The following is a 26841-nucleotide window of genomic DNA, read 5'->3' on the forward strand; positions in this document are numbered from 1 at the left end:
GCGTGGCCCGCCCCTTGCCATATTCCGGCGATGTACGGGCGTTTCTTGCATTTGGAGTCGCAATATCACAGGGGCGACCGCTTGATGCCGGTAGCGAGGGTGGAGTCATCGTGGTGGAGGATACTTGGAGTATGGAATCGAGTGATATGGAATCTACGGAACAGGGAACTAGCGAACACGACGTGACGCAAAGTGGTCCGATGATTGAGATACCGCGGGGAACGGTTGTGCTGGCGGCCACGCCGATCGGCAACGTGGGCGACGCCTCGGGCCGTCTCAAGGCGCTGATCGAGCGGGCCGACATCGTCGCGGCAGAGGACACGCGCCGGCTTTACGACCTGGCCAACCGCCTCGGCGTGCGCGTCGGCGGCCGTGTCGTGGCCAACCATGACCACAACGAGCGTGCGAAGGCCGACGGTCTGCTCGATGAGGTCGAGCGCGGGGCGACTGTGCTGGTGGTTTCGGACGCAGGTATGCCCACCGTCAACGATCCAGGTGTGGCCATCGTCCGTCGTGCCATCGAGCGCGACTTGCCGGTGACCTGCGCGCCCGGCCCCTCCGCCGTGCTCGACGCGCTCGCGCTTTCTGGCTTGCCGACCGACCGTTTCTGCTACGAGGGCTTCGTGCCGCGCAAGCACAACGAACGTATCCAACGCTTCCGCTCGTTGCTGGGGGAGCGACGCACCATCGTTTTCTACGAAACCTTGCATCGTATCGCCGAGACGATGGATGATTTGCTCGAGATGTTTGGCCCGAACCGCCCGATGGCGCTGTGCCGCGAGCTGACCAAGGACTATGAGCAGATTCGCCGCGGCACCATCGCCGAAATCCATCAGTCGGTTGTCGACGACCCGCCGCGCGGCGAAATCGTTTTGGTCATTGCCGGCGCAAGCGAGGAAGAAGCCCTGAAAGCGGGCGAGGCGACGGCAGCTGTCTTAAGCATCGATGACATGGCCGCGCTCGCCGTCGAGCGTGCCGCCAAAACCAACGAACGCATCAAGGATGCCATCGCCGAGGTTGTTAAGGCTCATCCGCTTCCCGACGGCTCCCTTCCCAATCGCAAGGCCGTCTACACTGCCGCTCTCAAGCTGAAATGAATCGGCCGACGTGCAAGTTACTGGAGAGCTAGCACGCCGATCGAATGTCGCCCGGGAAGCCAGTCGAAGGTTCGTCGCTGTCAAGGGAGACGGTAAGATAAGGCTGAATTGCGGCCTTGAGCTGGGCTAATATGTCGATGCTTTTCGGGGCATAGAGCCACTGGATCTGCAGTCCGTCCATCAGGGCCAGCAGGTTCGCCGCGAGGGCTTCAACGTTGACGTCCTCGCGCAGGTATCCGTCGCGTTTCAATTGCGAAAATGTGTTTCGGCTTATTTCGCGCGCATGCGCATAGCGGTGCGCGAAGTATCGATGTGCCGGGTGGTTCGACTCGGTGGCTTCCGAGGCGATGATGGTATACAGGCTGATTTGCCAAGGGTCGGCGATATTGAATTTGGTGAGTTCGAGCTGTTTTGCCAGTATTTGCAGGCTTGTGGAGCCGTCGTCGATCTGCTGATTAAGCAGAAGTTCCTGCCTCTTGTCGCGTTCCCTCAGCACGGCGATGAGCAGTGACTGCTTATTCGGGAAGTAATGGAGCAGGGCGGTTCTGGAGATATGGCACGCCTTGGCGATTCCTACCATGCTGCTTTGATTGAAGCCTTGTTGCGAAAAAACGCGGGTTGCGGTGGCGATTATTTCCTCACGTTTTCTTTGACCTTTCGCATATGGCCCACGCTTCATAATTTTCATCGAACACCTGCATTTTCCTGTAATGTACAGATTCTTTTAGATATTTTACGTCAATAATTTTTTGAAAACTGTCACTACTGTCTATTTTAGGTATATAATTCAGATGACAACGAAGAAGTGTCTAAACAAAGGAGTTTTTAATGTCACAACCAGAAAATGTGCCCGCGCCGAAGCAAGACGCTACGGCGGAACGCGAGCCGAAAGGCTACGTCCTCACATATTCGCTGGCCATGTATGGCCTGATGATCTGCATTATGATGCCGGCCCTCGGCGGTCTTTCCATCAGGTTGCAGGATATCAACAACGGCAATCTCAAAGCCGCGACCGCTCAACTTTCCATCGTCACCGGTTGTGGTGCCATATTCGCGCTCTTCGCCCAGCCGCTTTTTGGCCGTCTTTCTGACAGAACCCGAGGCAAGTTCGGCATGCGTCGCCCGTGGATTATCGCCGGCGTTGTCGGCGCTGGCCTTTCCGTGGCCGGCATCGGCTTTGCCAAGAATATGACCACCCTTCTGGTGCTCTGGTGCTTGGCGCAAACTTTCTCGAACATGGCGCAGGCTGCTGAGACGGCGACGTTGCCGGATCAGGTTCCCGAAAATCGTCGTGGCATCGTTTCCGGTATCGCGGGCGCCTGCTCGCCGCTGGGTATGCTGACTGGTTCGCTGCTTCTGGCTGTTTTCTCCCAAGATGCGCCCCGCTTTGTGGTGCCTGGCATCATCGACATCATCTTCGGCATTATCTTCGCCCTCGTTCTCAAGGACAAGGTCTTTTCCAAGGACAAGGAGCTCAAGCCGCTGAGTGTCAAGGAGTTCTTCGGCTCCTTCGTCTTCAACCCGCGCAAGGCCCCCGATCTGGGCTGGACTTGGCTTTCCAAATTCTTTGTGATGTTCGGTTCCGCCGCGGTCGGTTCCTATCTAACCCTCTTCCTTGCCGCCAAGTTCGGCATGAAGACCAGTGAACAGACCAAGTTCAACCTTTACTTCAATATCGTTGAGATTGGAATGGTGATCATCGTCTCCGTTCTCGGCGGCAAGCTTTCCGACCAGTTCGGCAAGCGTCGTCCCTTCGTTGCGGCTTCCGGCATCATCATCGCTCTTGGCGTGCTGTTGATTGCTTTCGCCCCCGTTTTCGGACACGCTGTCGGCTTGGTTGCCATCCTCGTCGGTGGTGGTGTCATGGGCGGCGGCAGCGGTCTCTTCTTTGCCGTCGATATGGCGCTTAGCACCGAGGTGCTGCCCTCCACGGAAGATACCGCGAAAGATCTCGGCGTTCTCAATATCGCCAATACCCTTCCTCAGTCGATTGCACCGTTCATCGCCAACTGGATCATCGCCGCTGTCGGCGGGGCCGGTTTCACCGTATGGTTCTGTATTGGCGCCGTGGTCGCGGTGGCCGGGGGTATCACCGTTATGAAGGTCAAGAGCGTCGAGTGAGGATGCTTTCATACTGAAACGGATTGCGGGTCGGAACGACAACTTTGCAGCTTACGCTGAAGCCGACACCGACCCGCTTGGATAAGTTGCACAGTAACCAGAAAATAAAATAAAACATAATAAAATATTCGTGATTCTGAAATTACAATAAAGGAGCAATGATGGCTGAGCAAGCAAAGGAGCATTTCCCGTTTGAGGATTCGTCGCTGCCGACGGACGAACGTGTGAAAGACCTTTTGGGGCGGATGACGCTTGAGGAAAAGGCAGGGCTGATGTTCCAGAACATGGCGATGTTCGGGCCCGTCGACCAGGGAGCGCCGGTATTCGGTCTGCCATCCTTGGAGGAAATGATCACCAAGGATCACATGTCCTACTTCAACATGGTCGGTACCGGCAAGACCGGGCGCGACATGGCGGAGTGGTACAACAAGGCACAACATATCGCCCTGCAGCAGCGTCTGCCTATCCCGCTGACGATTTCCAGCGATCCGCGTCATAGCTTCACTGACAACCCTGGTACCGGCATGCTTTCAGGAGCGTTCTCGCAATGGCCGGAATCGTTAGGGTTGGCCGCATTGAGAGACAAGGAGACCGTAAAGCGTTACGGTGACATTGTTCGTCAGGAGTATCGCGCGGTAGGCCTTTCCTCGGCGCTGCATCCGCAGATTGATGTGATGACCGAGCCTCGTTGGGCCCGTTGCAATGGGACGTTCGGTGAGGACGCGGACCTGGTCAGCGAATGCACGACTGCGTATATCAATGGTTTGCAGGGTGAGAAACTCGGGCCTGATTCCGTCGCGGCAATGATCAAGCACTTCCCGGGCGGCGGCCCTGAAAAGGACGGCGAGGATCCGCATTTCGATTACGGCAAGGATCAGGTCTATCCCGGCAATAACCTGGAATATCATCTGAAGCCTTTCAAGGCGGCGATTGCGGCCGGTGCCACGCAGGTCATGCCTTCCTACGGCCGTCCTGTCGGCACGAAGTACGAAGAAGTCGGCTTCGCCTTCAACAAGGGAATTCTCACTGATTTGCTGCGTGGCGAGCTGGGCTTTGACGGCATCATCTGCACCGATTGGGGCGTGCTCACGGACGCGGATATGGGCGGCCAGTTCATGGCTGCGCGTGCGTGGGGCGCCGAAAGCTTGACGCGCCCCGAGAAGATGCTGAAGTCGCTCGATGCCGGAGCCGATCAGTTCGGCGGCGAGCTGTGCAGCGACGTTTTGGTCGATCTCGTGAAGTCCGGCAAGGTTTCCGAATCGCGTCTCGACGCTTCCGTGGCCAAGCTGCTGCGCGAGAAGTTCATTCTCGGTCTTTTCGAGCATCCATACGTGGATGCCGACGCGGCCGACGGCATCGTCGGTGCGCCGGAATTCCGCGGGGCCGGTCTGGCCGCGCAGCGTGGTTCGCTTACTTTGCTCAAGAACGACAGGGGTGCTGGGGATTCGTCGCTCCTGCCGTTGCGTGAGGGTGTGAAGGTCTATGCCGAAGGTGTCGATGTGGAGGTTCTTGGCAAGTATGCCACGGTTGTGGATAGCCCTGACAAGGTGGATGTCGCGATTCTGCGTGTCAAGGCGCCTTATGAGCATCGTCCTGGAGCTTTCGAGGCGATGATGCACGCGGGGTCGCTGGAATTCAGTGACGAGACCATCGCTCATATCGCTGAGGTCTCGAAGACAGTCCCCACGGTCATCGACCTCTATCTTGATCGTCCTGCCATCGTCAAGCCGCTGGTGCCGCTGGTCACGTCGCTTATTGTTGACTACGGTGCCTGCGACGAGGCCGTGTTGGACGTGCTGTTCGGACGTGACAAGCCCAAAGGCCGTCTGCCATTCGATATCCCCAGTTCGATGAAGGCCGTCGAGGAGGCCCAAAGCGATGTACCCTTCGACACTGCCGATCCTACCTACCATTTCGGTGACGGCCTCGGTTATGAGCGCTGATATGCCGAAACGATAGTTTTATTTGAGGTTGATACTGTCGGAATCCTTGGTGTTAGTGCGTCTGTGAAGGCGCCGATACCAAGGATTTTGCATATCCGTGTTAAGCCCTTCGTTAGACTTGGGCGGCATGAGCAAGAAACATCGCGATCGAAGCTGGGCGCCGGCGCCACAAGCGCTGCCGGACGGGGTCAGCGTAGTCGACGACCACACGCATGTGGCAAGCGTGGTGCCGTTCGCGCGCGAGATGAATCGGGAGGCCATCGAACGTGATCAGCCGCCGGTGCCGGTTTACAGCGTCGACGAGATTCTCGCGCAGGCTAAAGCCGTCGGGGTCGAAGGCGTCATTGACGTGGGCTGTGAGCTGCCGAATCTCAAGGTCGCTGTCCAGATGGCGCTCGACCATCCCGGAACTGTGCACGCAGGTCTGGCAATCCATCCGAACGAGGCAGTGCTGCATGGTCATCGCGGAGTTCCTGGCCCGGATGGTCTGCCCCTGAAATACCAGCCGTGGCACGACGTGAGTTTCGAGGACGCGCTCGCTGAGGTTCACCGCTTGGCTACGAAATATCCCGAGCAGGTGGTCACCATCGGCGAAACCGGCATGGACCTCTTCCGCACCGGCGAGGCCGCGATGGAAATTCAGCGTGATGCTTTCCGTGCCCATATCGCTCTGGCCAAGGAGCTCAATTTGCCGCTGCAGATCCACGACCGCGACGCCCACAAAGAGGTCATCGAAACTCTGCTCAGAGACGGCAGCCCAGAACGCACGGTTTTCCACAGCTGGTCCGGTGACACTGAGCTCGCGCAAATCGCCAAGGAGCAGGGCTGGTACCTGAGCTTTTCCGGCGCTTCGAGTTTCAAGGGCAACGAGGAAATCCGCAAGTCCGCCGCCGTCGTGGGTCTCGACCACATCATGGTGGAAACCGATGCTCCTTATCTCACCCCAATGCCGTATCGTGGCCGTCCAAATGCCCCGTATATGATTCCCTATACCTTGAAGGCGCTTGCCGACACCCTCGATTTGTCGGTAGGTGAAGTCGCGGAGGCGACGCGTCGCACCACATGGGTTGTCTACGGCGTATAAAGGGCGATTCTGGTGATTTTTTCGCTGCTTCGGTGAAAAATATGTAATTTCTGACATTTATATGAATTCAGCGAGATTCTGAAAGTCTTGATATATTCTGCGGCTAAGGTTGATTTTGGTTTATTAAGTCTGTAAGGCTAAACTGACGCTTTGGTTGATAAACGAGGGCGCCCGTTAACCGGGCTCTGAGAAGAAAGTATATACGGGGGAGCATTTCGCTTTTCCGTTTTGGAGGGCAGGTCATGGCGCAATCGCAAGATCGTGAGTCGAAGCAACCTCGAAATCGAAGAAATAGTCGCCGAAACGCAGGCAAAACCGAAAAAAGCGGGCAAGGCAGGCGGCCTACAGAGAAGAAGGCCGTTCGTAAACTTGAACAGGAAAGCAACACGGCGAGCAAAGCCGCCTCAAAGGCGCAAAAACAAGCAGCGAGCGCCGAAGAGAAAGCCCTTAAGGCCGAGAAACGTGCGGTGAACGCAGAAAAGAAGGCCTTGCTGCGCGCCGATACCTTCACCAATGCCCCCAAGGTCTCACGCGACACCCTGACCCGTGAGGAACGCGAGGTCATCGCCAAGCATGAGCAGGAGGAGGAAGAAGAGGCCAAGAAGCTGACCAAGGCCTCCGCGCACGGTCCGATCGGCCGCTGGTGGCGCAAGATGCAGTCCAGCCAGGACAAGGTCACCCTTGGCATGGCCATCGTTGCGCTCGGTGTGGTCTACGGCGACATCGGCACGTCCCCGCTCTACACTTCGCAGACCTTCATCACCGGCCAGGGTGGGCTCGGCAACATCGACCGTCCCGCTGTCCTCGGCCTGCTTTCGTTGGTCTTTTGGTCGATTACGCTGATTACGACCGTCAAATACGTGCTTGTCGCCATGCGTATCGACAACAAGGGCGAAGGCGGCATCTTCGCGCTGTTTTCGTTGATTCGCCACCACGGCAAATGGCTGGTGATTCCGGCGATGCTCGGTGGTGCAGCGTTCTTGGCGGATTCCGTCTTGACCCCGGCCGTCTCGATTTCCTCGGCAGTGGAAGGCCTCAAGACCATTCCGCTCTTCGAACCGGTGTTTCGCGAGAACACCAGTCTGACGCTGATGATTACCCTCGTGATCATCGTCGTCCTCTTCTGTGTCCAGTCGCGCGGCACCGAGCGTATCGGCAAGGTCTTCGGCTCGGTGGTCATGGTCTGGTTCGCGTTCCTCGCGATCACTGGCATCGTCAATATCAGCGGGGACTGGAGCATTTTCGCGGCCATTAACCCGGTTTACGGCATTGAGTTCCTCTTCAGCAAGCATAACCTGGCGGGTCTGGCCATCATGGGCACGGTCTTCCTTTCGACCACCGGCGCCGAAGCGTTGTACTCCGACATGGGCCACGTTGGCCGCGGCAACATCTACTTCACCTGGCCGTTCATTTTTGTCGCGTTGGTCTTCAACTACTTTGGGCAGGGCGCTTGGATGCTGCGCAACCAGGGCAACACAGCGCTCGGCAATGCCAACCCGTTCTTTGAAATGATGAGTCCGAACGTGCGTTACGTCGGCGTCATCCTTTCCGTGGCGGCTGGTGTCATCGCCTCTCAGGCCCTGATTACCGGCGCGTTCACGATGGTCTCCGAGGCCACCGGCCTGAACTGGATGCCGCATCTTCAGGTGCGCTACCCGGCTCGTACGCGTGGCCAGCTTTATATCCCTGTGGTCAACGTGGTGCTGTGCGTCGCCACGCTTTCGGTGCTGGCCCTCTTCAAGGATTCCGAGCACATTTCCGCGGCATACGGCCTGGCACTCACCGTCACGATGATTACGACGACGATTTTGCTTACGGTCTATATCTGGTACAAGCACCATCGCGTGCTTGCGAGCATCTTCTTCGTGGTGTTTATCGCCATCCAGACACTGTTCTTCGTCGCTTCCATGGCGAAGTTCCTGCATGGCGGCTGGTTCACGATGCTTTTGACGGCATTGATCCTTCTGATCATGATCACGTGGAACGATGCGACCAAGATCGAACGTTCGCAGCGTCGTCATATGAAGTCGCGCGATTTCAAACCCGCGCTCGCCAAGTTGCATGACGATTTCCGTATCCCGTATTTCGCCGACAACATCGTCTACCTGACCTCCGATTGGGAAATGCACCGGCTTGACACGGATATCTTCTTCTCGATTTTCGCCGATCACCCGAAGCGTGCGCGTGCCTGGTGGGCCGTTTCGGTGGTCACCACTGACGAACCGTTCACACGAGAGTATTCGGTAGAGGACTTCGGCACGGACTATATCTTCCGTGTGCGGATCAGGCTCGGTTTCAAGGTCTCGCAGTCCATCCCTGCTTATATCCATCAGGTGATGCATGATCTCTCCGCTTCCGGTGAGCTGCCGGAGCAGAAGTCCGTCTATCCGAAGGTGGACGCCGACCCGGATATCGGCACCGTTCGTTACGTCCTCGTTCATAAGGCTTTGATGCCGGAATCGAAGCTGACGGCCCGCGAGTCGCTCTCGCTCAAGATGAAGTATGCCATCCGTCATGTGGCCGGTTCGCCGGTCAAGTGGTTCGGTCTGGCCCCCTACAACCCGGTGGTCGAAGTGCAGCCGTTGTTCGTCTCCACCCGTCGTCCTCCGCGCCTGAAGCGCGTCGCGTTGCGTACCAGCAAGCGTCGCGTCGAATCCAAGGAATCGCGCACGAATGCGGCGAAGAACGAAAAGAACAAGGCGGAGGTTTCCCGCAAAAAAGCAAAGCTTGAAGCTCTCAATGCGGTGAAGGCGAAAGCTGAACAGGAAACGTTGAGCGAAGGCGAGAAGGCCAAGGCGTTGCGTGCGGCCAAGACGTTGAAGGCGGTTCGTGCCGCTCAAGCCGATAAGGCGTTGCACCTCTCGCAGGTCGCAAAACAGGAGTTGGGCGATTTGGCCAAAAGAAGTGGAACATCGGCAGCAGGCGATACCGGTGAGCAGACCAAGGTCATGCCACGCTCTCAAAGTCCCGATGCCGCTAGCGGAAAATCCGGAAAGTTGTCATAGTCCGATAATTCGAAATTGATAGCCCGATGATTTTCGGATGCAAGCTATTGAAAGTGCGCCAACCGCCAAATATGGTTGGCGCACTTTTCGTCTTGTCCCGAGTTGAATCTTTGCTGCTTGGGTGGAGAAGTAAGCCTGCGAGATTTTGTCTTTTTAGGGTATCGGATATCGCAAAAACCGGCTTTCGATATCAAGGTGCCGAGCATTTCGGTCGGAGTCGGAACGTAAATAATCGCTTGGTCCACAGCGTAATTTTGATGTTGGATTCTTTGACGATGCTGTGGAATGGTGGTGTCGCATTTTGCCTCAAAACGTTGCTGGACAACCCTTTTTCTGCTAATTTGGCGACTTGTTATCTAGTAATAATCATAATTTAATCAAGATAAGCGTTCCGATTTTGGTTTTCGTAAATAGATGGCTACACTTGCCCGTTGGTTTGTAAACGAGAGCGCTCGGCAAGTGGATTTGGCAAGAAAACAAGCGCGTAAAGGTTTCCGTTTCTGGAGGACAAATCATGGCGCAACCGCAACATCATGGGGCAAGTGAACCTCAAAATCGTCAACAAGAGCAAAACCCAGAAAATCAAGAGGTTCGCAGACGTGTTCGTGGCACGCGAAACAGAGATAAGCCTGCCAGCAACTCCGATAGCAGCAAAACCGGCGTTAGCGCCAACAACTCGGGCAAAACAACGCGGGCCAAAACCCCATTGGATGTGGCCGCCAAAGTAAAAGCGGTAAATGCCGCCACCGAAACGTCTTCACGCACGCGCAAGGTCGCAGCCAAAGCGATAAGCGAGACGAAAGCCAAAGCTGAAGCGGCAGAAGGCGCCGCAGAAGCCTCATGGCGGACGCGCAAAGCCTCGACCAGAGCGACAAAAGTCAAGAAAACTGCTGTTCACGCGCAAAAGAAGGCGGCGAACGCCGAAAAGAAAGTTGCCAACGTTGAACGCAAGGCCAAAACTGCCGAACGAAAGGTGGCCAATGCCGAAAAGAAGGCGCTGACTGCTGAGCAGCGGGCGGCTGCGGCCGAAAAGAAAGCCTTGCTGCGCGCCGACACCTTCACCAATGCCCCCAAGGTCTCTCGCGACACCCTGACCCGTGAGGAACGCGAGGAAATTGCCAAACATGCCAAGGAGGAGCGCGAGGAAGCCGAGAAACTGACCAAGGCCTCACACAGCCCAATCGGCCGCTGGTGGCGCAAAGTGCAGTCCAGCCCCGACAGGGTGACGCTTGGGATGGCCATCGTCACGCTTGGCGTGGTCTACGGCGACATCGGCACTTCTCCGCTCTATACCGTCCAGACGTTCCTGGCCGGGCAGGGCGGGCTTGCTAAAATCGACCGGCCCGCGGTTCTCGGCATGCTTTCCTTGATTTTCTGGACGCTGTTGCTGATTACGACCGTGAAATACGTGCTGGTCGCCATGCACGCCGACAACAAGGGCGAGGGCGGCATTTTCGCGCTTTTCTCGCTGGTACGGCACTACGGCAAGTGGCTGCTGGTTCCAGCGATGATTGGAGGAGCGGCCTTCCTGGCGGATTCCGTGTTGACCCCGGCCGTCTCGATCTCCTCGGCAGTGGAAGGCCTCAAGACCATTCCCGCGCTCACTAATGCTTTCGAAGAGAACCCGAACCTGACGCTGATGATTACTCTCATCATCATTGTCGTGCTTTTCTGTGTGCAGTCGCGTGGCACCGAAAGCATCGGCAAGGTCTTCGGCTCGGTCGTCCTGGTCTGGTTCGCGTTCCTGGCGCTGGTTGGCATCGTCAATCTGAGTGGTGACTGGACCATTTTCGAGGCCATCAACCCGGTCTATGGCGTCGAGTTTCTCTTCAGCTCGCACAACGTCGCCGGCCTTTCGCTGATGGGCACCGTCTTCCTTTCGACCACCGGCGCCGAAGCGCTGTACTCCGACATGGGCCACGTTGGCCGCGGCAACATCTACTTCACCTGGCCCTTCATCAACGTTGCGCTCGTGCTCAACTATTTCGGGCAAGGCGCGTGGATGCTCAACAACCGCGGCGACAAATCCCTGGCGAACGTCACCGTCAACCCGTTCTTCCAGATGATGAGTCCGAACGTGCGTTACGTCGGTGTGATCCTTTCCGTGGCGGCTGGTGTCATCGCCTCTCAGGCCCTGATTACCGGCGCGTTCACGATGGTCTCCGAGGCCACCGGCCTGAACTGGATGCCGCATCTTCAGGTGCGCTACCCCTCGCGTACGCGTGGCCAGCTCTATATCCCGGCCGTCAACGTGGTGCTGTGCGTGGCGACGCTTACGGTGCTGGCTATTTTTAAGGATTCCGAGCATATTTCCGCGGCGTACGGTCTGGCGCTGACCATCACCATGCTGGCGACGACGATTCTTTTGACCACATACGTCTGGCATCACCACCATCGCGTGGGCGCGGTGTGCTTCTTCGCGCTGTTCGCCACCACCGACTCGCTCTTCTTCATCTCCTCGATGTCGAAGTTCCTGCGCGGCGGCTGGTTCACCATGCTGCTCACGACCGTGATTCTGCTGATTATGATCACCTGGGATGACGGCACCAAGATTGAACGTTCGCAGCGTCGTCATATGAAGCCTCGTGATTTCAAACCCGCGCTCGCAAAATTGCATGATGATTTTCGTATTCCGTATTTTGCCGACAACATCGTTTACCTGACTTCCGATTCCGAATTGCGTCGGCTTGACACGGATATCTTCTTTTCGATTTTCGCTGACCACCCGAAGCGTGCGCGTGCCTGGTGGGCCGTTTCGATGGTCACCACTGACGAACCGTTCACCCGCGAATACTCAGTCGAGAATTTCGGCACGGATTATATCTTCCGTGTGCGGATCAGACTCGGTTTCAAGGTCTCGCAATCGATTCCTGCTTATATTCATCAGATTATGCATGACCTTTCCGCCTCGGGCGAGCTACCGGAGCAGAAGTCCGTCTATCCGAAGGTGGATGCCGACCCGGATATCGGCACCGTGCGTTACGTCCTGATTCACAAGGCTTTGATGCCGGAGTCCAAGATCACCGGCCGTGAGGCGCTCTCGCTTAAGATGAAGTATGCCATCCGTCATGTGGCCGGTTCGCCGGTCAAGTGGTTCGGCCTGGCCCCTTACAACCCGGTGGTCGAGGTGCAGCCGCTCTTCTTGAGCACCCGTCGTCCGCCGCGTCTGAAGCGCGTCGCGTTTCGCAAGTTGCGGCGCTCGGAGCTTCAAGATGCTTCCGCGGCGCAAAAATCGGCAACTCAAGATGTCCCAGATGCCAGCTCAGTGGTCAAAGCTGTTTCGAGGACTGATTCGGGCAAGAAGCCGTCCATGTCGAAGTCCGACTCAGGCACCAAAACCAAAAAAACTGAATCTGTCGCTAACGCTAAGTCCGACTCAGGTACTAAGGCAAAAACTCAAGTTGATTCTGAAGCCACAAAATAAGTGCCGCTAAAGTCGCTAAAAATGTGTTTGAAATGAATAGAGCAGTGCCGTCGGTGTTCGGTTTGGCTTTTGCCGACGGTTCGGCATGCGGCTATTTCGTTTCGATTGGGTGGAGATGTCTTGGAAGAATTGTTACGGTGCAATTTGTTCGGTTCCATTACGCTGTCTAAGAATCGTTCTTTTGACACTCCGTTTGTGGCGCCAAAGTGATAAACTCAAAACTAGGCGGAATTTTTATCTTGTTTTTTCGATGAATTTGGAGGAGGGTTATCGTGTCGGTAAAAGTGTCTACACAAACTATCCCGGTTGTTCGTCCTGTAAACAAGCCTGAGACATCATCGGAAGCGAAATGGAATAAGTTGGCCGTGATTGCCGCGCAGTATTCAAAAGTCTCACATACGAACAACTGATTTGCTGTCATGGGTTCTACATTTTCAATAGTCGTCACTCGTAACGCTACGGGTGACGATTTATCGTTATTGAGGAAGTTTCATTGTTGTTTGGCGGATGGTTCGGCGTCTGAATGGGCTATGGAACCGCAACGGCATATTCTGGATTTGAAACACAAGGATTTCCGGAAAAACGATGCTCCGACCAGAACGATTCTGGTGACTCCTGGGAATACAGAGATATTTGCGTATTGTGAATATGGGTATACCGGAGTAGAGGAATCTTCTTCGGGTGCCTACGCGATTTCTTGGATTGCGCGAAGCGTAAAATATGACCAATACCGCTTGGGCGATCAACTGTTGGGCATTGTGCTGGATGATATTGCCGTTGACGCTTTTCATCGGGGGCGCACGCCTTTGGTGGTTACACAGATTGATCCCAGGAATACCTCTAGTATTCATTTGTTTGCCGGGCGAGGATTCCATGACGATGGTATAGATCCGGATGATTCGGGATTCCACATCTGGAGTAGTGCGCTGGAGCCTCATGATTCTATACAGGTGAATCGGCAATTCGTTATCGAGCTGCCGACATCGCGATAGGGCTGAACTAATTATCCGCTCTTGTATAAGTTTCCGCGGTATGGTCGTGCAAAGTTTAGGGCGTTTAAGTCTTATGGAATATGGATCTTTTTGAAGCGGCAAAGTGAGTTGCGCCAGTGTCCGTTCTTCGGCGTGTCGCCTTTTGGCAGAGTCGTTTTGGTACAACCTTGTACTTATGTCATTTGCAAGCAAGATTATCGAGGTGTATCTTAAGAATCAGAACAAGTACAAGGTTGTATTAACTTAACAGACTGTAAACCTGTGGTTAATGTTTGCCTGTTAGAACAACGTTGTACTTGCCTGACTAGCTTGAAAGAGGAGATCATGCCTGAAGGTGCCACAACCAACAAAGCGCGACTTGTCGTTGATGATGAATTCGAGATCGCTCCTATCGATGATAGGTTGTTTGGCTCGTTTGCTGAGCATCTTGGACGCTGCATATATACAGGCATCTACGAGCCTGGTCACCCGACTGCTGATGCGGACGGTTTCCGTCAGGACGTCATTGATTTGGTTCGCGAGCTGGGGGCAACCACCATCCGTTACCCGGGCGGCAATTTCGTTTCCGGCTATCGCTGGGAGGACGGAGTCGGTCCAAAGGATCAGCGCCCGCGTCGTCTTGACACTGCTTGGCATTCCACCGAGACCAACCAGTTCGGTCTTCATGAGATGGTTAAGTGGCTAGGCAAAGTCAATGGAAATGAGCTAATGGAAGCAGTGAATCTAGGAACGCGCGGCCTTGGGAACGCAATGGATTTGCTGGAATACGCCAACGTTCCCAGTGGAACGAAGCTTTCGGAAGAACGTCGTGCCAATGGTGCCGATAAGCCTTTTGACATCCGCATGTGGTGCTTGGGCAACGAAATGGACGGACCATGGCAGTTGGGGCATATAACTGCCGAAGAATACGGACGTCTTGCAGCAAAGGTTGCTGCAGGTATGCGCCAAATTGATCCGAACCTTGAACTCGTGGTTTGTGGTTCGTCCACGCACGATATGCAGACATATGGTTCATGGGAAGAGACCGTTCTCGATGCCACTTATGATTTAGTCGACTTCGTTTCCTGTCATGCATATGCGCGTCCTTGGAATGGCGATATGCAGAGCTTCGTGGCCTCCGGCGCCGACATGGAGGCGTTTATTCACGAAATCGCCGCCATCGTGCAATCGGTGAAGGCTCGCCATAAGACTTCGCATCAGGTCTATCTGTCCTTTGATGAGTGGAACGTCTGGTATAAAGCCAACGATCCGGCCAACAATCCGTCTGGAATCGGCAATTGGCCTACTGCTCCAAGACTTTTGGAGCAGATCTACTCCGTAACGGACGCGGCAGTGGTCGGCGATTTGCTGATCTCCTTGATGCGCAACGCAGACACGGTCCATTCCGCTTCCATGGCCCAGTTGGTAAATGTCATTGCGCCGATTATGACCGAACCCGGCGGCCCGGCTTGGAGGCAGACCATTTTTTATCCCTTCTCGCTTTCTGCCCGGTTCGCCAAAGGCGGTACCGCTCTTCAGACAGTGTTGAACGGTCCCTCCATTGATACCGCGGCGTACGGCGAAGTGAGTGCAATCGGTCATACGGCTGTGCGTTGCAAGGACGGCTCATTCGCCATTTTCCTCGTGAATCGTTCCTTGGAGGAAAATACGAAACTCGAGATCGCCCTACCGGCCCATCGTCGATTCTCCAAGGCTAAATCGTGGACGTTGCACGATGATGATGTCTCGGCTTGCAACACGCTTGAGCATCCCAATAGAGTGACCCCACAGGTCACCGGCAACATCGCCATAGATGGCGACACCATATCTGTGAATCTTGCGCCTGTTTCTTGGACGTTGATTCATGTTTGTTAATTTATCCAATTGTGCCAGTGTTGGCGCAACGATAAGGAGGAAAAATGAGAAGTATCAACAAGGCGTTGGGCCTCGTCCTTGCGGGCGCCATGGCCCTGTCTGTTGGAGCATGCGGTTCGGGTTCTAACAATGGTGGTTCGAAGGCGGCCGGCAGCGATGCTCATGCCAACGATTCGGCCAAGTGCATCAACAAGGTGAAGAATCCAAAGGCTGAGAAGGTCACTCTTTGGTCTTGGTATCCTCAGGTTGAAAAGTTGATTGATCATTTCAACGATACCCATAATGACGTTCAGGTCTGCTGGACCAGCTCTGACCAGTCCGCCAAGGCGTATTCGCGCTTCAGCACCGCCATCAAGGCGAAGTCGGGTGCCGCCGACATCGTACAGCTTGAATATGCCATGATGCCTCAGTACGCCTCAGGCGTTGAGAAGCATCTCGTCGATCTGAACAAGTATGGGGTCAGCAAAATCAAGGACAATTACACTCCAGGCGCTTGGAAGGACGTCCAGCTGGGCGGCAATAAGAGCGTCTACGGCGTCCCAGTGGATGTCGGCCCGGTCGTGATGTATTACCGCAAGGATATCTTCGACAAGTACGGTGTACAGATTCCGACGACCTGGGACGAGTATGAGAAGGCCGGTCTTGAGCTCAAGTCCAAAGGCTATGAAGGCCATATTGGTAACTGGCAGCCTAACGGCACTCTGTTCAACTACGCCTATTACGATCAGGCTGGCGGCAAGGTCTTCAAGTATTCTGCGAATGATCCCGAAAAGGTCGGTATTGATGTCAATTCAGATTCCGTCAAGAAGGTTGTCACCTTCTGGCAGAAGATGGCCAAGGAAGGCATCGTTGCCACTGACGATACCGATACTGCGGCTTGGAACAAGAAGAACGTTGATGGCTCCTATGCCACCATCATCCATGCTTCGTGGATGGTTGGCTATCTGAACGGTCTTTCCGGTGTTCAGGATGGTTCGATCTGGCAGGTCGCCAAGGCCCCAGGCTGGACAGCGAACGATCCGGCCATCAACTGCGGCGGTTCGGCTCTTACTGTGACCGATCAGGCCAAGGACACCAAGCAGGCCGCGAAGGTAGCCATGGAGTTCTTCGGTGACGATCAGGCCCAGGACATCGCAGTCAACGATTCCGGTCTGTATCCGACCTGGCAGAAGAAGCTTCAGTCTCAGGCCTTCCTTGATCGTGGTGAGAAGTTCTTCAACAACCAGCAGATTAACAAGATCATCGCACCGGTGGCTCAGAACTACAAGGGCTATCAGTTCCTGCCCTTCCAGACCTACGCCAATGATGAGCAGACCAAGACTTTGGCCTCGATTCTGCGCGATGGTGCCAATGTGGATACCAAGCTTGATGCATGGCAGAAGACGCTCAGCACCTATGCCAAGCAGCAGGGCTTCACAGTCGAGTAACAACAAGTGGTGTTAGGGGAGGCGGGTTCTGCCCGCCTTTCCTTCAATGAGGAGAAGCTCATGTCGAAAAAGAAAAATAATGTTGTGCCGCATGGTACCAAGTCGTTGTCAACGACAAGGGCGAACCGCTGGGGTTGGATATTCACCGCTCCTTTCGGCATCGTGTTTATCCTGTTCCTTGTCGTTCCACTTGTCTATGCGTTCTTTGTTTCGCTATACAGTTATACGCAGGTCCGCGGTACGATATTCACCGGGCTTGCCAATTATAAAAGGGTATTCACCGATCCAATCTTCCTGAATGGTTTGAAACTGGTCGTGCTCTACACGATTGTGATGGTACCTATCCAGCTTCTGTTTGCACTTCTGCTGGCACTGGTGCTTGACACCATGAAGTCCAAGTTTGCCTCGGTCTCTCGTTTGCTTTACTTCTTGCCGTATGCCATTCCTGTGGTTATCGGCGCTCTGATGTGGGGCTTCCTGTATTCAAAGGATATGGGACCCTTCACTTCGCTTTTTCAACTGTTCGGTATGAAGGCCCCTGACTTCCTTGCCCCGGGCAGCATCTTCGGTTCCTTGGTCAACATGGTCACTTGGCAATGGACCGGCTATTACATGGTCATTCTCTACTCCGCGTTGCAGTCGATTCCGACGGACCTTTACGAGTCCGCCCGAATCGATGGGGCGTCGGAAGTCAAGATCGCTTTGAAGATCAAGGTTCCTATGATCACCAGCTCGATGGTCATGGTCACCATCTTCGCGTTGATCGGTACGTTGCAGTTCTACACCGAGCCGATGGTCTTGAGAAACAACGCGAACTCCGCAATCCCACCTGAATATACGCCGAACATGTATGCGCAGGCTTTGGAATTCAACTACAACCAAATGAACTATGCCGCGACGGTCTCGTTCGCACTCGGCCTTCTGGTGGTCATCTTCAGCGTGGTGTTCATGGTATTGACGCGCAAGCAGTCTGGATTGGAGGACTGAGCGATGAAACAGAATCAGAATATCGATAAAGGTCAGAAGATCAACAGGGGGCATCAAATCACCGCCAAGGTCTTCATGGTGATCTGCATTCTTTACTTCATACTGCCGGTCTGGTGGCTTATCGTCGCCGCCACCAAGAACAACGCCGGGTTGTTCATGGGCACTGGCGGCCCGATGTGGTTCGACAAGCATTTCGCTTTGTGGGACAACATCAAGGAGCTCACCACTTACCAGGATGGCATCTACTGGCGTTGGCTGTTCAATTCGCTGCTCTACGCTTTGGTCGGCGGCGTCGGCGCGACGGCGTTGTCAGTTATGGCGGGTTACGGATTCGCCAAATTCCGCTTCCATGGCCGCAAGGTATACTTCAACATCGTTCTCGGTGCCTTGATGATTCCGACCACGGCATTGGTCATTCCCACGTTCATCATCATGACGAAGATCGGAATGAACGATACGATTTGGGCGGTCATCTTGCCTTCGTTGCTTTCCCCGTTCGGCACTTACTTGATGCGTGTATATTGCCAGTCTTCCTTGCCTGACGAGATGATGGAGGCGGCGCGAGTCGATGGCGCCGGCGAGTTGAGGACCTTCTTCCAGGTCTCGCTGCCGATCATGACCCCTGCAATTACCACCGTTTTCCTGCTTTCCGTGGTCAATTGCTGGAACAACTACTTCCTGCCCCAGGTTGTGCTTGCCAATACCAAGCTCTTCCCGATTACGGTGGGTCTGACTCAATGGCAGGCCAAGTCCAACGCCGGTGCCGGTGTGGAACAAGTATGGAACCTCATCACCTGCGGCGCCTTCATCTCTGTGATTCCGTTGGTTCTGGCGTTCCTCTTCCTGCAGCGTTACTGGGTCGGAGGCATCACCGCTGGAGCCGTGAAGCAATAAAACATCTGGAATAATCGCATTCGACGGGTTCTTATTGAACGTTGTCGGATGGCAGATCGTGTCTGTGCAGCCTTTTGCTGTGCAGACACGATCTTGTTTTATGGGCTTTGCCTTAGGGATGGCTGTATGCTGGATTACAGTATTATTTGACTGATGAGGGTCAGCGATTCGGACGTTTTCGTTTACATAATACAGTTGTGAAAAGGATTAGCATATGCGTTCCAGAGTGACGATTAAAGATGTGGCAAAGGAGGCAGGAGTCTCCATCAAAACCGTCTCCAATGCACTCAACGGAACTGGGAGCATGCGTCCCTCCACGCGCGAACGTGTTTTGAAAGCGATGCACAATCTGGGCTATACCGTCAACGTTTCGGCAAGGTCGCTGAAAACCGGAAGCTCGAAACTCATCGGATTGGCCGTCTTCGACTTTTTGCAGCCATTTTCATCGTATCTCGCTAATCAAGTCATCGATGTTGCAAGGGAGCGAGGTTATGGGGTCATCGTCAGTACGTATGCCTCTGGCGGTGCGGGTATTCCTTCTATCATCGAAGAGACTTATCGCCTAGGGGCGGATGGATGGATTTTCTTCACAGATACGGCATTGGCCGACAAGGCCGCGATTCTTTCCCAACCTTATCCCACAGTGTTGGCCGGCGATTACAGCGCCTATGGCAAAGCGGATTTGGTGACGATGCCCAATGTCGATGCGCTGGAAAAAACGACCGGTGATTTGCTGGATCGCGGCTATCGTTCCGTGGCGTTGGTCGGAGCTCCTGCCGATCGCGATTGGCAACGCGTACTTAATGCTAGGGAAGGTACTCAAGAGCTAAGGATCCAAGGATATGTTCGGGCGTTCGAGAAGCGGGGTCTCGAAGTTGACTGGTCGAATGTCATATCGGTTTATCCGCTTAATAGTGTTTCAGGTGTTCGAGCTGGGGATCAATTGCTGGAAGGTAATCGTCCCGATGCTGTGGTCTGTCTGGATGATGCGCTGGCGTTCGGTGTGATGAATGAGCTACAGAGACATGGATGCAGGATTCCCGAAGATATATCGGTAGTCGGCTTTGATAACGTTCCGGAAGCGGATTTTTCAACTCCCAGACTGACTACGATCGATCCGCATACTGATGCCTATGCCCGTAAAGCTGTTGAAATGCTCATCCAGCGTATTGAGGGCTATAGCGGGGAACCTCGCAGGTTTGTCTCCAGTTTTTCCCTGATTGAAAGGGAATCGACTAAAATTTAGCAATTTCACAAGCTTAGATAGTGTTGAGCTTGATGTATCGTTTCTAAAAAATGATTTCTCTCTGTTCTGAAATTCCTTACAATAGGAGACATGACCGGATATATTCCTACACTTGCCCAGGCAGACGAGCTGCATCACAAGATTGCGCCTTCTAAAGCCGCTTATGATCTTATCCATACCCATTGCGTCATCATTGCGACGATTACTCGTCAGCTGGTCCGCCGGCAGAACGCGCTGTTTGTGCGGCGTTGCACGTTGCCCGAAGATGCGCCGGAGCTTACGGGGAAGTATGAGGACGACAGCTCCTCAGATAGCGGTAGCACTGATGCCAACGAGGGTGCCGGAGGAGGTGTCACTCCGGCGGTGTTCGCTCAGAAACGCAATAATTCCAACGTTTTAGGTGCTATCAATGCTACGGTTCCACCGACGGACGGGGTGGCTGGTGGGCTTGTGCCGCCGCGTCTGCTCGACGAAAACCTTGCCGTGGTGGGGGCGATGCTCCATGACATCGGAACCTACCTCGTATTGAAACATGACGGTTCTGACGGCGAAAAGCTGCAATTCGACGGGCCGAATTACATCCTGCATGGGCTGCGCGGCTACGATTGGTTGCTTAAGCAGGGCGTGGACGAGTCCATCGCGCAATTCGCGCGCAACCATACGGGAGTAGGACTGACCCGCGAGCAGGTCGTGGCGCAGGGCTTGCCGCTTCCGCCGGCCGATTACGTGCCGATGAACCTCGAGCAGGAGGTGGTGATGGTGGCCGACAAATACAACAGCAAGTCCATTCCGCCCCGATTCCTCACCGCCGGGGCCTACGCTCGCAAAGCCCGCCGTTTCGGATCAGACAACGAGCGGCAGTGGCTTGGCTTGGTAAAGAAGTATGGCGTCCCGGACATCCCGGCGTTGGCCAAGAAGTTCGACATGAAGCTGGACGAGTAGCCGGTCTCCGACATTGTTGCGACGAAAAGCACTAAAACGAGCCGAGTTTCGTGCTTTTCATCGCAACTTCAAATACAATGCGACCAAAAGCACGGTTATGCATGCTTTTGGTCGCATTTATGGAATCAGGGAGCTGACTGCGATGTGGCGATGTCCCTGCTGCTATGCTGTCACCACTCCGGACGGGGTCGAGACGCAGCCGAACTCAGAACGAGTAAACCTTATCGGCTTTGGCCTCGTAATCGGTTGAGCTGGCGTATTCGTCCGAATCCGTGGCAGCGTTGGCATCAGCGGCAGTAGCGTCGGTCTTCGTGTCATTGGTAGCATTGGCGTCGTCGTCAGTATCGGCGTTCTCGCCGTCGGCGCTCGCCTCCGCGTTTGCATCTGCCTCAGTGTCATCGGCATTTTCAGCTGTGCCGGCATCGTCGCTTTCGCCCGTTTCCGAGCCGAAACCTGGAACCAGAACGATGACGCAGCGCTTCGGATCCTGCGCATGGGCGATGCGCGCGAGTAGGTCGAGGATGACCTTGCGGTCGCCCTCGTCGAGTCCGCCGACCGGATCGTCGGCGAGAATCACCGTGGCTTCGCAGCAGATGGCCCGTGCGATGGCCAAGCGGCGTTGGTCCACCGGCTTGAGGTCGGATACCTTCACTCCGGTGGCCGCTTCGTCGAAATCGACATATTTCAGCACATCGCGAGCCGCGACGGGTACCGGCTTGAGGAATGTGCGGCCCGAGGCACGCATGGTGAAGGTCAGGTTGGTCAGTGCGTCAAGGTCGTCGCGCAGGCTGTAGCGCTGCGTGATCAGGCCGATGCGGTGGCCGCGGATTTCGTTGGTTTCAAGTTCGAGAAGGCTCTGGCTTTTCACCATGACTTGACCGCTGTCTGGACGGTAAAAGCCTGAAGCCACTGCCAAGAAGTCGCGGCGTTGCTCGTCGTCGGCATTGGTGATGGCGTAGAGCGATCCGGCGAAGAAGCCCCAGTCGATATTGTCCAGCACGTTTCGACCGGATTCGCGATTGGTGAAGGTGACGTGGTCGAGCGCGAAAGTCGGGTTCGGCTTCAGCAGGATGTCGGCTTCGCTGATGGTCTCTTTGTCGAGGCGCGTTGAGATGGCCGTGGCCGGCTCGATGACGGGAGATTTTGCCTCGTGTGCGCTCAGCTCATCTTCTTCCTGCACGGCCAGCCTCAACGTTTCGTTGACACGTTGAGCATTGGAAGCCGCTACGTTCTCCGAATTGTCGCTGTTGGCTTTACCGTCGTCACTGGTTTTCTTGCCATCGGCCTCGTCGTTCGCCGGACCCGATTTCTTTGCATTACCTTTAGCGTTGGTGTCGGCAGTTTCGGCTTTGGTATTGTCGTTGCTGTCACCATCGTCGCTGTCAGTGTCTTCGACGTTGTCGTTTTCAGCATCGTAGGCCGTCACGTCGCTGGAAACCTGTCCGGAAGCCGCGAGGCTACCGAGGTCGAGGGCGTCATCGTCATCATCGAAGACGACATCATACTTGACCGCCGAGGTGTCCTGGGCGTCGTTCTGCGTGGTGTCCTCTGCATTGTTATTCGCGTTCTTCGGGTTTTGGGGCCCGTCGTTCATGGCTTCGTCTTTCGAATCGCTGTTCTTGCTCATGCCTGAGCCTCCGTATCGTCTTCGGATGCGTTGTCATCGTGGGTTTTGCGGTCGTCGTGAGTTTCGCTTGGTTTTCCGTCATCCTCACGATCCTTGGCGTCGGCCTCGTGGTCGTCGTCCGCATTCTCGTTGGTTTGTGCGTTCGCGTTTTCAACGGCGGATTGCGTTGCGCTGTCGGCTTTTGCATTGCCAGTAGTTGCACTGTCGACTGCCTCGCGGGTCTCGAAGATGCGCGGAACTCCGGCGAAAGCGGGCCTCAAGAAGGCGATTACGGCCAACGCCGCCACGATGGCAATGGAATACCACATCGCCATCCAGCAGGCGGATACTGCAGGCGTCGCGATTCCTTGGGCAAGTGCTTTTCCCAAAGGTTTGGCGCACAGCGCCCCGGCGATGCCGCCAATCAGAAGTCCCGGAACCGTGGGTATCAGCGTCTCCAGCGAGAACTGCCAACCCACGCGCGCCCGGGTGACACCGATGATCATGTCCATTGCAATCTCGTCGCTGCGCCGGCGAAGCGCAAACCCTACGAGCAGCAGCAGAATAATTCCGCCGCCTGCATAGAGGCCGATACGTACTTTGACCATCGTGTTGTTCAGCGTTTCCAACGGTTTGATCGTGGCGTTGTAATGGTCGAGCGTCGGCGAGCTGACTTGGTAGCCTTTCGGCAGTTTCATGGCCTTGACCGCTTGCGTGAAAGCGGTGTATTGATCGACGCTTCCGAGTTTGAAACCGACGTCGAAACGTGGGTTCAGCCAGCCTTCGGCATTGTCGCTTAACAGATTGTTGGCGGTGAGAACGGAAGGTTCGGCGTAGATGGCGTTGTCGCGGTTTTCCTTGGCCAGTTTGGCGTCGCTGCCGTGCCCGGCGGGTGCTGGGTCGGTATAGGCGTAAATGCCGCGTACCGTGAGCTTGTAAGTGTCTGATGTCATGGGATTACCGAGCGTGAGTGTGCTGCCCACATGCAGGTTGTTCTTGCGTGCAAAGGCCTGGGAGACGAGCACGTTCTTGCCGTCTTTGCCTTGGTAATTCAAGGATTTGCCTTGGTCTATCTTGAAGGATCCCCAAGGGTTGATGGTGATGCCGTCTTTGTCGTAGTAGCTGTAAAGTGTGGTCTCGCCGCCGGTTTTCTTGCTGCTCACGTCGCTTTTGCCGGCAATGGCCTTTGTCGTGCCGGCCTGCTTCATCGGCAACGAGATACCGATCGAGAATTGCGGCTGCTGCACGCCGATCTGCTGCAGCGACATGGCGTAGGTGCCGTAATCGTCAAAGGTCATGTACTTTTTCACGCTTGAGGCGTCGTCGCCTTTGAGCTTGTTTTCCATCGCGGCGGTTGGCCGGATGACGGCGATCGGTGCCTGTGCCTGATAGATTTCGCCATGTGCCTTGTCGTTGGCACTGGACACGGCGGTCGCGAAGACAACGCCGAATATCATGATTCCGGCGACGAGCAACATCAGGATGCTGCGCCATTTGTGACGTATCACTGAAGACCAGGCATTGGTTAGCACGAACATCTATTTCTCCTGTGTTTGAGGCCTGTAGTTTGCCGCGTTGAAAGCTATCCTGCCGAGCGTGACATACAGGCACCACATGTTTCCTGCCGTTTAGGCTTGCATATTTTCCGATGCTAGGCCGCAGCATAGGCAACAGACTCTAGTATATGTGCCTAAACTTGGGTGGAACGAACAAAACCTCAAGAAATGTTGAGAGTTTTCTGAGAATTCCATTTTTGAAGCGGTATTGAAGCGTTATGAGGGGATTATTTGGTGGGATTGCAGAAAATTTGGGTAAATTCGTCACACGACAGGTAGGATTATCGATAATGAATACGAAATGGAAACAGCGAATAGGCCATGCCGCGTTGCCGGTATGTTCGATTCTCGGCGTGTTGGCGGCGTTCGGTATCGTCCTGGCATGGTTCCCGAAAACGTGGGACGCGTGGAATCTGCCATTGCAAGAAATCGATGCACCTGCCCATTACTATTTCATCCGCAAGCTGCTGCGTCAAGGCATTGGGGCCGCGACCAGGCTCTGGCCCAACGATGCCTACTATCCGCCGCTGTTCCATATTATTGCCGCCGCGATCATTTCCTTCTGCAATCTCCTGCACATCAAGATCAATATCTATACCGCCTTCAATATCGTCTGGCTGACGACCTCCGGACTGGTCTGGCCGGCTGGGGTTTCGCTGTGGGCAAGCTACTGGACGCGCAAGGTCGATGGCAAATTCGTCGAAGAATGGCGTGGCCTCGAATCATCCGTCCATGTCGCTTTGAGTTCCCAGAAACGCAAGGAAAAATCCTCGAAATCAGCAAAACCATGGGTGCCGAATCCGTCCGCTTCCGTTGGCGGGGCCACGAGTCCGCAGGATGTGACCGCCGATGCCGGCAAAGCAGGGGAGTGGGATGAGATCGTCGATTCCAATGCTCTGTTCTGGCGGCCGTTCTCGTGTGCGATGATGCTGATCGTGCCCCTGCTCGCTGTCGCCTCGGCCAGCCATCCTTTCCAGATGCTGGTCTCCGGCCCACTGATCGCGTTCGGTCTGGCCACCACGCTTCTGCCGTTCTGGCTTTACGTCACCTTGCGTCTTTTCGACTCCATCGCTGATCGCTACCATATTCTGCGCTGGCTGATCCTGACCTTACTGCTTGGGCTGCTCTGCGTCTTCGCCCATCCGCGCATCGCCTTCACTTGGCTGCTGCTGATGGCGCCGTTCATGCTTATGCGCCTTCCTTGGAAAGCCATTCTCGGCGTGCTTGCGGCCGTGGTGGTCTGCGCCGTCGCGTTCTTCTTCTATATGACCGGGCACTATCATTCCTCGCGCTATGCCGACCCTTCCAGCTGGTTCCATACCTACAAGCCCAACCGCACTATTCCTGAAGCTTTACAAATATTTTTTACGGATAATATCAGCGGTGTCGTCAGCGGGTTCATGGCCGTTGTGGTCATTGTCGCCTTGGTCGTTGCGATAGCGGTGGTAGTCGGGTATATCAAGTCGAAACTGGTGGTTATCAAGTTCGATGGGCACACGGGGGACGAAGGAACCAAAGTGCTGTCGCCAAAAGCTCGGCCCTCACGATTTGCCACGCCGACGCGGATGATGACCAAGGACGCCGTGTCACTGGCCCTTGCCTTTGCTTTGGTGTGCCTGGTCTACGTCTGCTCGACCTCGCTGACCGGTTGGTTCCCCAACATCGTTGCCGGTGCCTGGTACCGCTCCGAGGCCCGCCCCTTGACGATGATTCCGTTCGCCATCATACCGTTGCTCGTCTTTGCAGTCTGCGCGGTGGTGCACCTGTTCGACGATGTTGACGAAGTGCCCAAGGCCGCGGCTCAATCCGAGAAGACGCTTGAAGTCTCGGAGGTCTCGGCGCAATCCGGTCCGCAACCCGCGGCTGAGAAAGAATCCGGAACCGCTTGGTTGAGGGATGTTGACGAAGCCTCCATCGCCTCTTCGGAGCGGCGTGCCCACGCCGATACTTCGCAGGGCTCCGGCCGCTATACGGCTGCTTTGCGACGTTCCGAACGCCGGGGCTTCGCTGACTGGCTTTCCCGCAATGGCGGGAAGGCCGTGTCTCTTATCGTATTGGCCGGGCTCGCAATTTCCTGCCAGTTCGGCAATGTGACCCGCCAGAATCTGGGGATTGCGCTTGCTTCCAACAGTGTGCTGGCCGACAAGCCGGAGAACGAGCAGCTCACCCGCGCGAAATATGTTGCGTTGAAGGAAACCGTCAAGCTGGCCGGCAACGGACCGGTGATCATCTCAGACCCGCTCAATGGCTCCATGTACGGTTCTTCAATGTTCGATGCGAATATGCTGTACCCGATTTACAACCCCATGCATGAAAAGAACGGTGCGATTTTCGGGCAAACCGAAGCCGCGTTCGATTCCGGCGATCCTGCGAAACTGATGGCGACGACTTGCCCCATTGGCGGCAAAGTGCCGAAATACTTCCTTTCGATGGGCCCTCAGGCGCCGAGTCTGCAGATGTTCACGTTCCGTCACCAATACGACACTTTCCACCGGCAGGATTTGATCGACGGCTATGTGCGCGCAGGGGTTTTGGACAAGATTGTGGACTTCGGCTACCTCGGCCCCTATGCCAAGGACTGGGCGCTTTACACCATTCAATGCGGGAATTAGTCAAGTCGCCAGTGCCTCGAAGATAGTGGACTCGCTCAGATTTTTGCGCGC

17 protein-coding genes are annotated in these 26841 nt (G+C 55.2%); 14 read left to right on the top strand and 3 right to left on the bottom strand.

The window, feature by feature from the left end; genetic code table 11:
* Window positions 1-131: 131 nt before the first annotated feature.
* Window positions 132-1097 carry a 16S rRNA (cytidine(1402)-2'-O)-methyltransferase gene (gene rsmI, locus OZX70_RS00860; protein ID WP_277181212.1) on the top strand — a complete coding sequence of 322 codons (966 nt, stop codon included), beginning with the start codon at window positions 132-134 and terminating at the stop codon, window positions 1095-1097.
* Between the two features lie 28 nt (window positions 1098-1125).
* On the opposite strand, the gene OZX70_RS00865 is transcribed toward rsmI, so the two are convergent.
* Window positions 1126-1785 carry a TetR/AcrR family transcriptional regulator gene (locus OZX70_RS00865; protein ID WP_277181214.1) on the bottom strand — a complete coding sequence of 220 codons (660 nt, stop codon included), beginning with the start codon at window positions 1783-1785 and terminating at the stop codon, window positions 1126-1128.
* A 140-nt stretch (window positions 1786-1925) separates the two neighbouring features.
* Here OZX70_RS00865 and OZX70_RS00870 point away from each other — a divergent pair, with 140 nt between their 5' ends.
* The 12 genes from OZX70_RS00870 to OZX70_RS00925 all read left to right on the top strand — a co-directional run bounded on the left by OZX70_RS00870 (window position 1926) and on the right by OZX70_RS00925 (window position 21016).
* Window positions 1926-3218: an MFS transporter gene (locus OZX70_RS00870; RefSeq protein WP_277181216.1), complete on the top strand. Its 1293-nt coding sequence runs from the start codon at window positions 1926-1928 to the stop codon at window positions 3216-3218.
* A gap of 161 nt (window positions 3219-3379) precedes the next feature.
* Window positions 3380-5161, top strand: a complete 1782-nt coding sequence (locus OZX70_RS00875) for a glycoside hydrolase family 3 N-terminal domain-containing protein (RefSeq protein ID WP_277181219.1) — start codon at window positions 3380-3382, stop codon at window positions 5159-5161.
* Between the two features lie 127 nt (window positions 5162-5288).
* Window positions 5289-6245: a TatD family hydrolase gene (locus OZX70_RS00880; RefSeq protein WP_277181221.1), complete on the top strand. Its 957-nt coding sequence runs from the start codon at window positions 5289-5291 to the stop codon at window positions 6243-6245.
* Between the two features lie 242 nt (window positions 6246-6487).
* Window positions 6488-9250, top strand: coding sequence for a KUP/HAK/KT family potassium transporter (locus OZX70_RS00885; RefSeq protein WP_277181223.1), 2763 nt, complete (start codon window positions 6488-6490; stop codon window positions 9248-9250).
* Window positions 9251-9764: 514 nt separating this feature from the next.
* The gene (locus OZX70_RS00890) at window positions 9765-12674 is read left to right on the top strand and encodes a KUP/HAK/KT family potassium transporter (protein WP_277181225.1); all 2910 of its coding nucleotides are present in this window, start codon (window positions 9765-9767) and stop codon (window positions 12672-12674) included.
* A 530-nt stretch (window positions 12675-13204) separates the two neighbouring features.
* Window positions 13205-13666, top strand: a complete 462-nt coding sequence (locus OZX70_RS00895; protein WP_277181228.1) for an N-acetyltransferase — start codon at window positions 13205-13207, stop codon at window positions 13664-13666.
* 324 nt (window positions 13667-13990) lie between these two features.
* Window positions 13991-15520: an alpha-L-arabinofuranosidase C-terminal domain-containing protein gene (locus tag OZX70_RS00900; protein ID WP_277181230.1), complete on the top strand. Its 1530-nt coding sequence runs from the start codon at window positions 13991-13993 to the stop codon at window positions 15518-15520.
* Window positions 15521-15564: 44 nt separating this feature from the next.
* Complete coding sequence (locus OZX70_RS00905; RefSeq protein WP_277181231.1) at window positions 15565-16947, top strand: extracellular solute-binding protein; 1383 nt, start codon at window positions 15565-15567, stop codon at window positions 16945-16947.
* Between the two features lie 60 nt (window positions 16948-17007).
* Window positions 17008-17934 (top strand): sugar ABC transporter permease, encoded by a 927-nt coding sequence (locus tag OZX70_RS00910; protein WP_277181234.1) that lies wholly within the window; start codon window positions 17008-17010, stop codon window positions 17932-17934.
* Between the two features lie 3 nt (window positions 17935-17937).
* On the top strand, window positions 17938-18828 hold the full coding sequence (locus OZX70_RS00915) for a carbohydrate ABC transporter permease (RefSeq protein WP_277181236.1): 891 nt from the start codon (window positions 17938-17940) through the stop codon (window positions 18826-18828).
* Window positions 18829-19042: 214 nt separating this feature from the next.
* On the top strand, window positions 19043-20074 hold the full coding sequence (locus OZX70_RS00920) for a LacI family DNA-binding transcriptional regulator (protein WP_277181238.1): 1032 nt from the start codon (window positions 19043-19045) through the stop codon (window positions 20072-20074).
* Between the two features lie 90 nt (window positions 20075-20164).
* A complete protein-coding gene (locus OZX70_RS00925) occupies window positions 20165-21016 on the top strand; it encodes an HD domain-containing protein (protein ID WP_277181240.1) in 852 nt (283 codons plus the stop codon).
* Window positions 21017-21221: 205 nt separating this feature from the next.
* Here the strand turns inward: OZX70_RS00925 and OZX70_RS00930 are convergent, their stop codons facing one another.
* Window positions 21222-22643, bottom strand: a complete 1422-nt coding sequence (locus OZX70_RS00930) for an ATP-binding cassette domain-containing protein (RefSeq protein ID WP_277181242.1) — start codon at window positions 22641-22643, stop codon at window positions 21222-21224.
* Complete coding sequence (locus tag OZX70_RS00935) at window positions 22640-24160, bottom strand: FtsX-like permease family protein (protein WP_277181244.1); 1521 nt, start codon at window positions 24158-24160, stop codon at window positions 22640-22642. The genes OZX70_RS00930 and OZX70_RS00935 overlap by 4 nt, the downstream gene beginning before the upstream one ends.
* A gap of 308 nt (window positions 24161-24468) precedes the next feature.
* On the opposite strand from OZX70_RS00935, the gene OZX70_RS00940 reads away from it, so the two are divergent.
* Entirely contained in the window at window positions 24469-26790 is a 2322-nt protein-coding gene (locus OZX70_RS00940) for a DUF6541 family protein (RefSeq protein ID WP_277181246.1), read from the top strand.
* Window positions 26791-26841: the final 51 nt, after the last annotated feature.

The organism is Bifidobacterium sp. ESL0732 (genome assembly GCF_029395535.1).
GTDB lineage: Bacteria > Actinomycetota > Actinomycetes > Actinomycetales > Bifidobacteriaceae > Bifidobacterium.

Excerpts from the sequence above, each read along its gene's own strand:
- rsmI (WP_277181212.1), top strand. The coding sequence starts at position 132 with ATGGAATCGAGTGATATGGAATCTACGGAACAGGGAACTAGCGAACAC.
- OZX70_RS00865 (WP_277181214.1), bottom strand. The coding sequence starts at position 1,785 with ATGAAAATTATGAAGCGTGGGCCATATGCGAAAGGTCAAAGAAAACGT.
- OZX70_RS00870 (WP_277181216.1), top strand. The coding sequence starts at position 1,926 with ATGTCACAACCAGAAAATGTGCCCGCGCCGAAGCAAGACGCTACGGCG.
- OZX70_RS00875 (WP_277181219.1), top strand. The coding sequence starts at position 3,380 with ATGGCTGAGCAAGCAAAGGAGCATTTCCCGTTTGAGGATTCGTCGCTG.
- OZX70_RS00880 (WP_277181221.1), top strand. The coding sequence starts at position 5,289 with ATGAGCAAGAAACATCGCGATCGAAGCTGGGCGCCGGCGCCACAAGCG.
- OZX70_RS00885 (WP_277181223.1), top strand. The coding sequence starts at position 6,488 with ATGGCGCAATCGCAAGATCGTGAGTCGAAGCAACCTCGAAATCGAAGA.
- OZX70_RS00890 (WP_277181225.1), top strand. The coding sequence starts at position 9,765 with ATGGCGCAACCGCAACATCATGGGGCAAGTGAACCTCAAAATCGTCAA.
- OZX70_RS00895 (WP_277181228.1), top strand. The coding sequence starts at position 13,205 with ATGGAACCGCAACGGCATATTCTGGATTTGAAACACAAGGATTTCCGG.
- OZX70_RS00900 (WP_277181230.1), top strand. The coding sequence starts at position 13,991 with ATGCCTGAAGGTGCCACAACCAACAAAGCGCGACTTGTCGTTGATGAT.
- OZX70_RS00905 (WP_277181231.1), top strand. The coding sequence starts at position 15,565 with ATGAGAAGTATCAACAAGGCGTTGGGCCTCGTCCTTGCGGGCGCCATG.
- OZX70_RS00910 (WP_277181234.1), top strand. The coding sequence starts at position 17,008 with ATGTCGAAAAAGAAAAATAATGTTGTGCCGCATGGTACCAAGTCGTTG.
- OZX70_RS00915 (WP_277181236.1), top strand. The coding sequence starts at position 17,938 with ATGAAACAGAATCAGAATATCGATAAAGGTCAGAAGATCAACAGGGGG.
- OZX70_RS00920 (WP_277181238.1), top strand. The coding sequence starts at position 19,043 with ATGCGTTCCAGAGTGACGATTAAAGATGTGGCAAAGGAGGCAGGAGTC.
- OZX70_RS00925 (WP_277181240.1), top strand. The coding sequence starts at position 20,165 with ATGACCGGATATATTCCTACACTTGCCCAGGCAGACGAGCTGCATCAC.
- OZX70_RS00930 (WP_277181242.1), bottom strand. The coding sequence starts at position 22,643 with ATGAGCAAGAACAGCGATTCGAAAGACGAAGCCATGAACGACGGGCCC.
- OZX70_RS00935 (WP_277181244.1), bottom strand. The coding sequence starts at position 24,160 with ATGTTCGTGCTAACCAATGCCTGGTCTTCAGTGATACGTCACAAATGG.
- OZX70_RS00940 (WP_277181246.1), top strand. The coding sequence starts at position 24,469 with ATGAATACGAAATGGAAACAGCGAATAGGCCATGCCGCGTTGCCGGTA.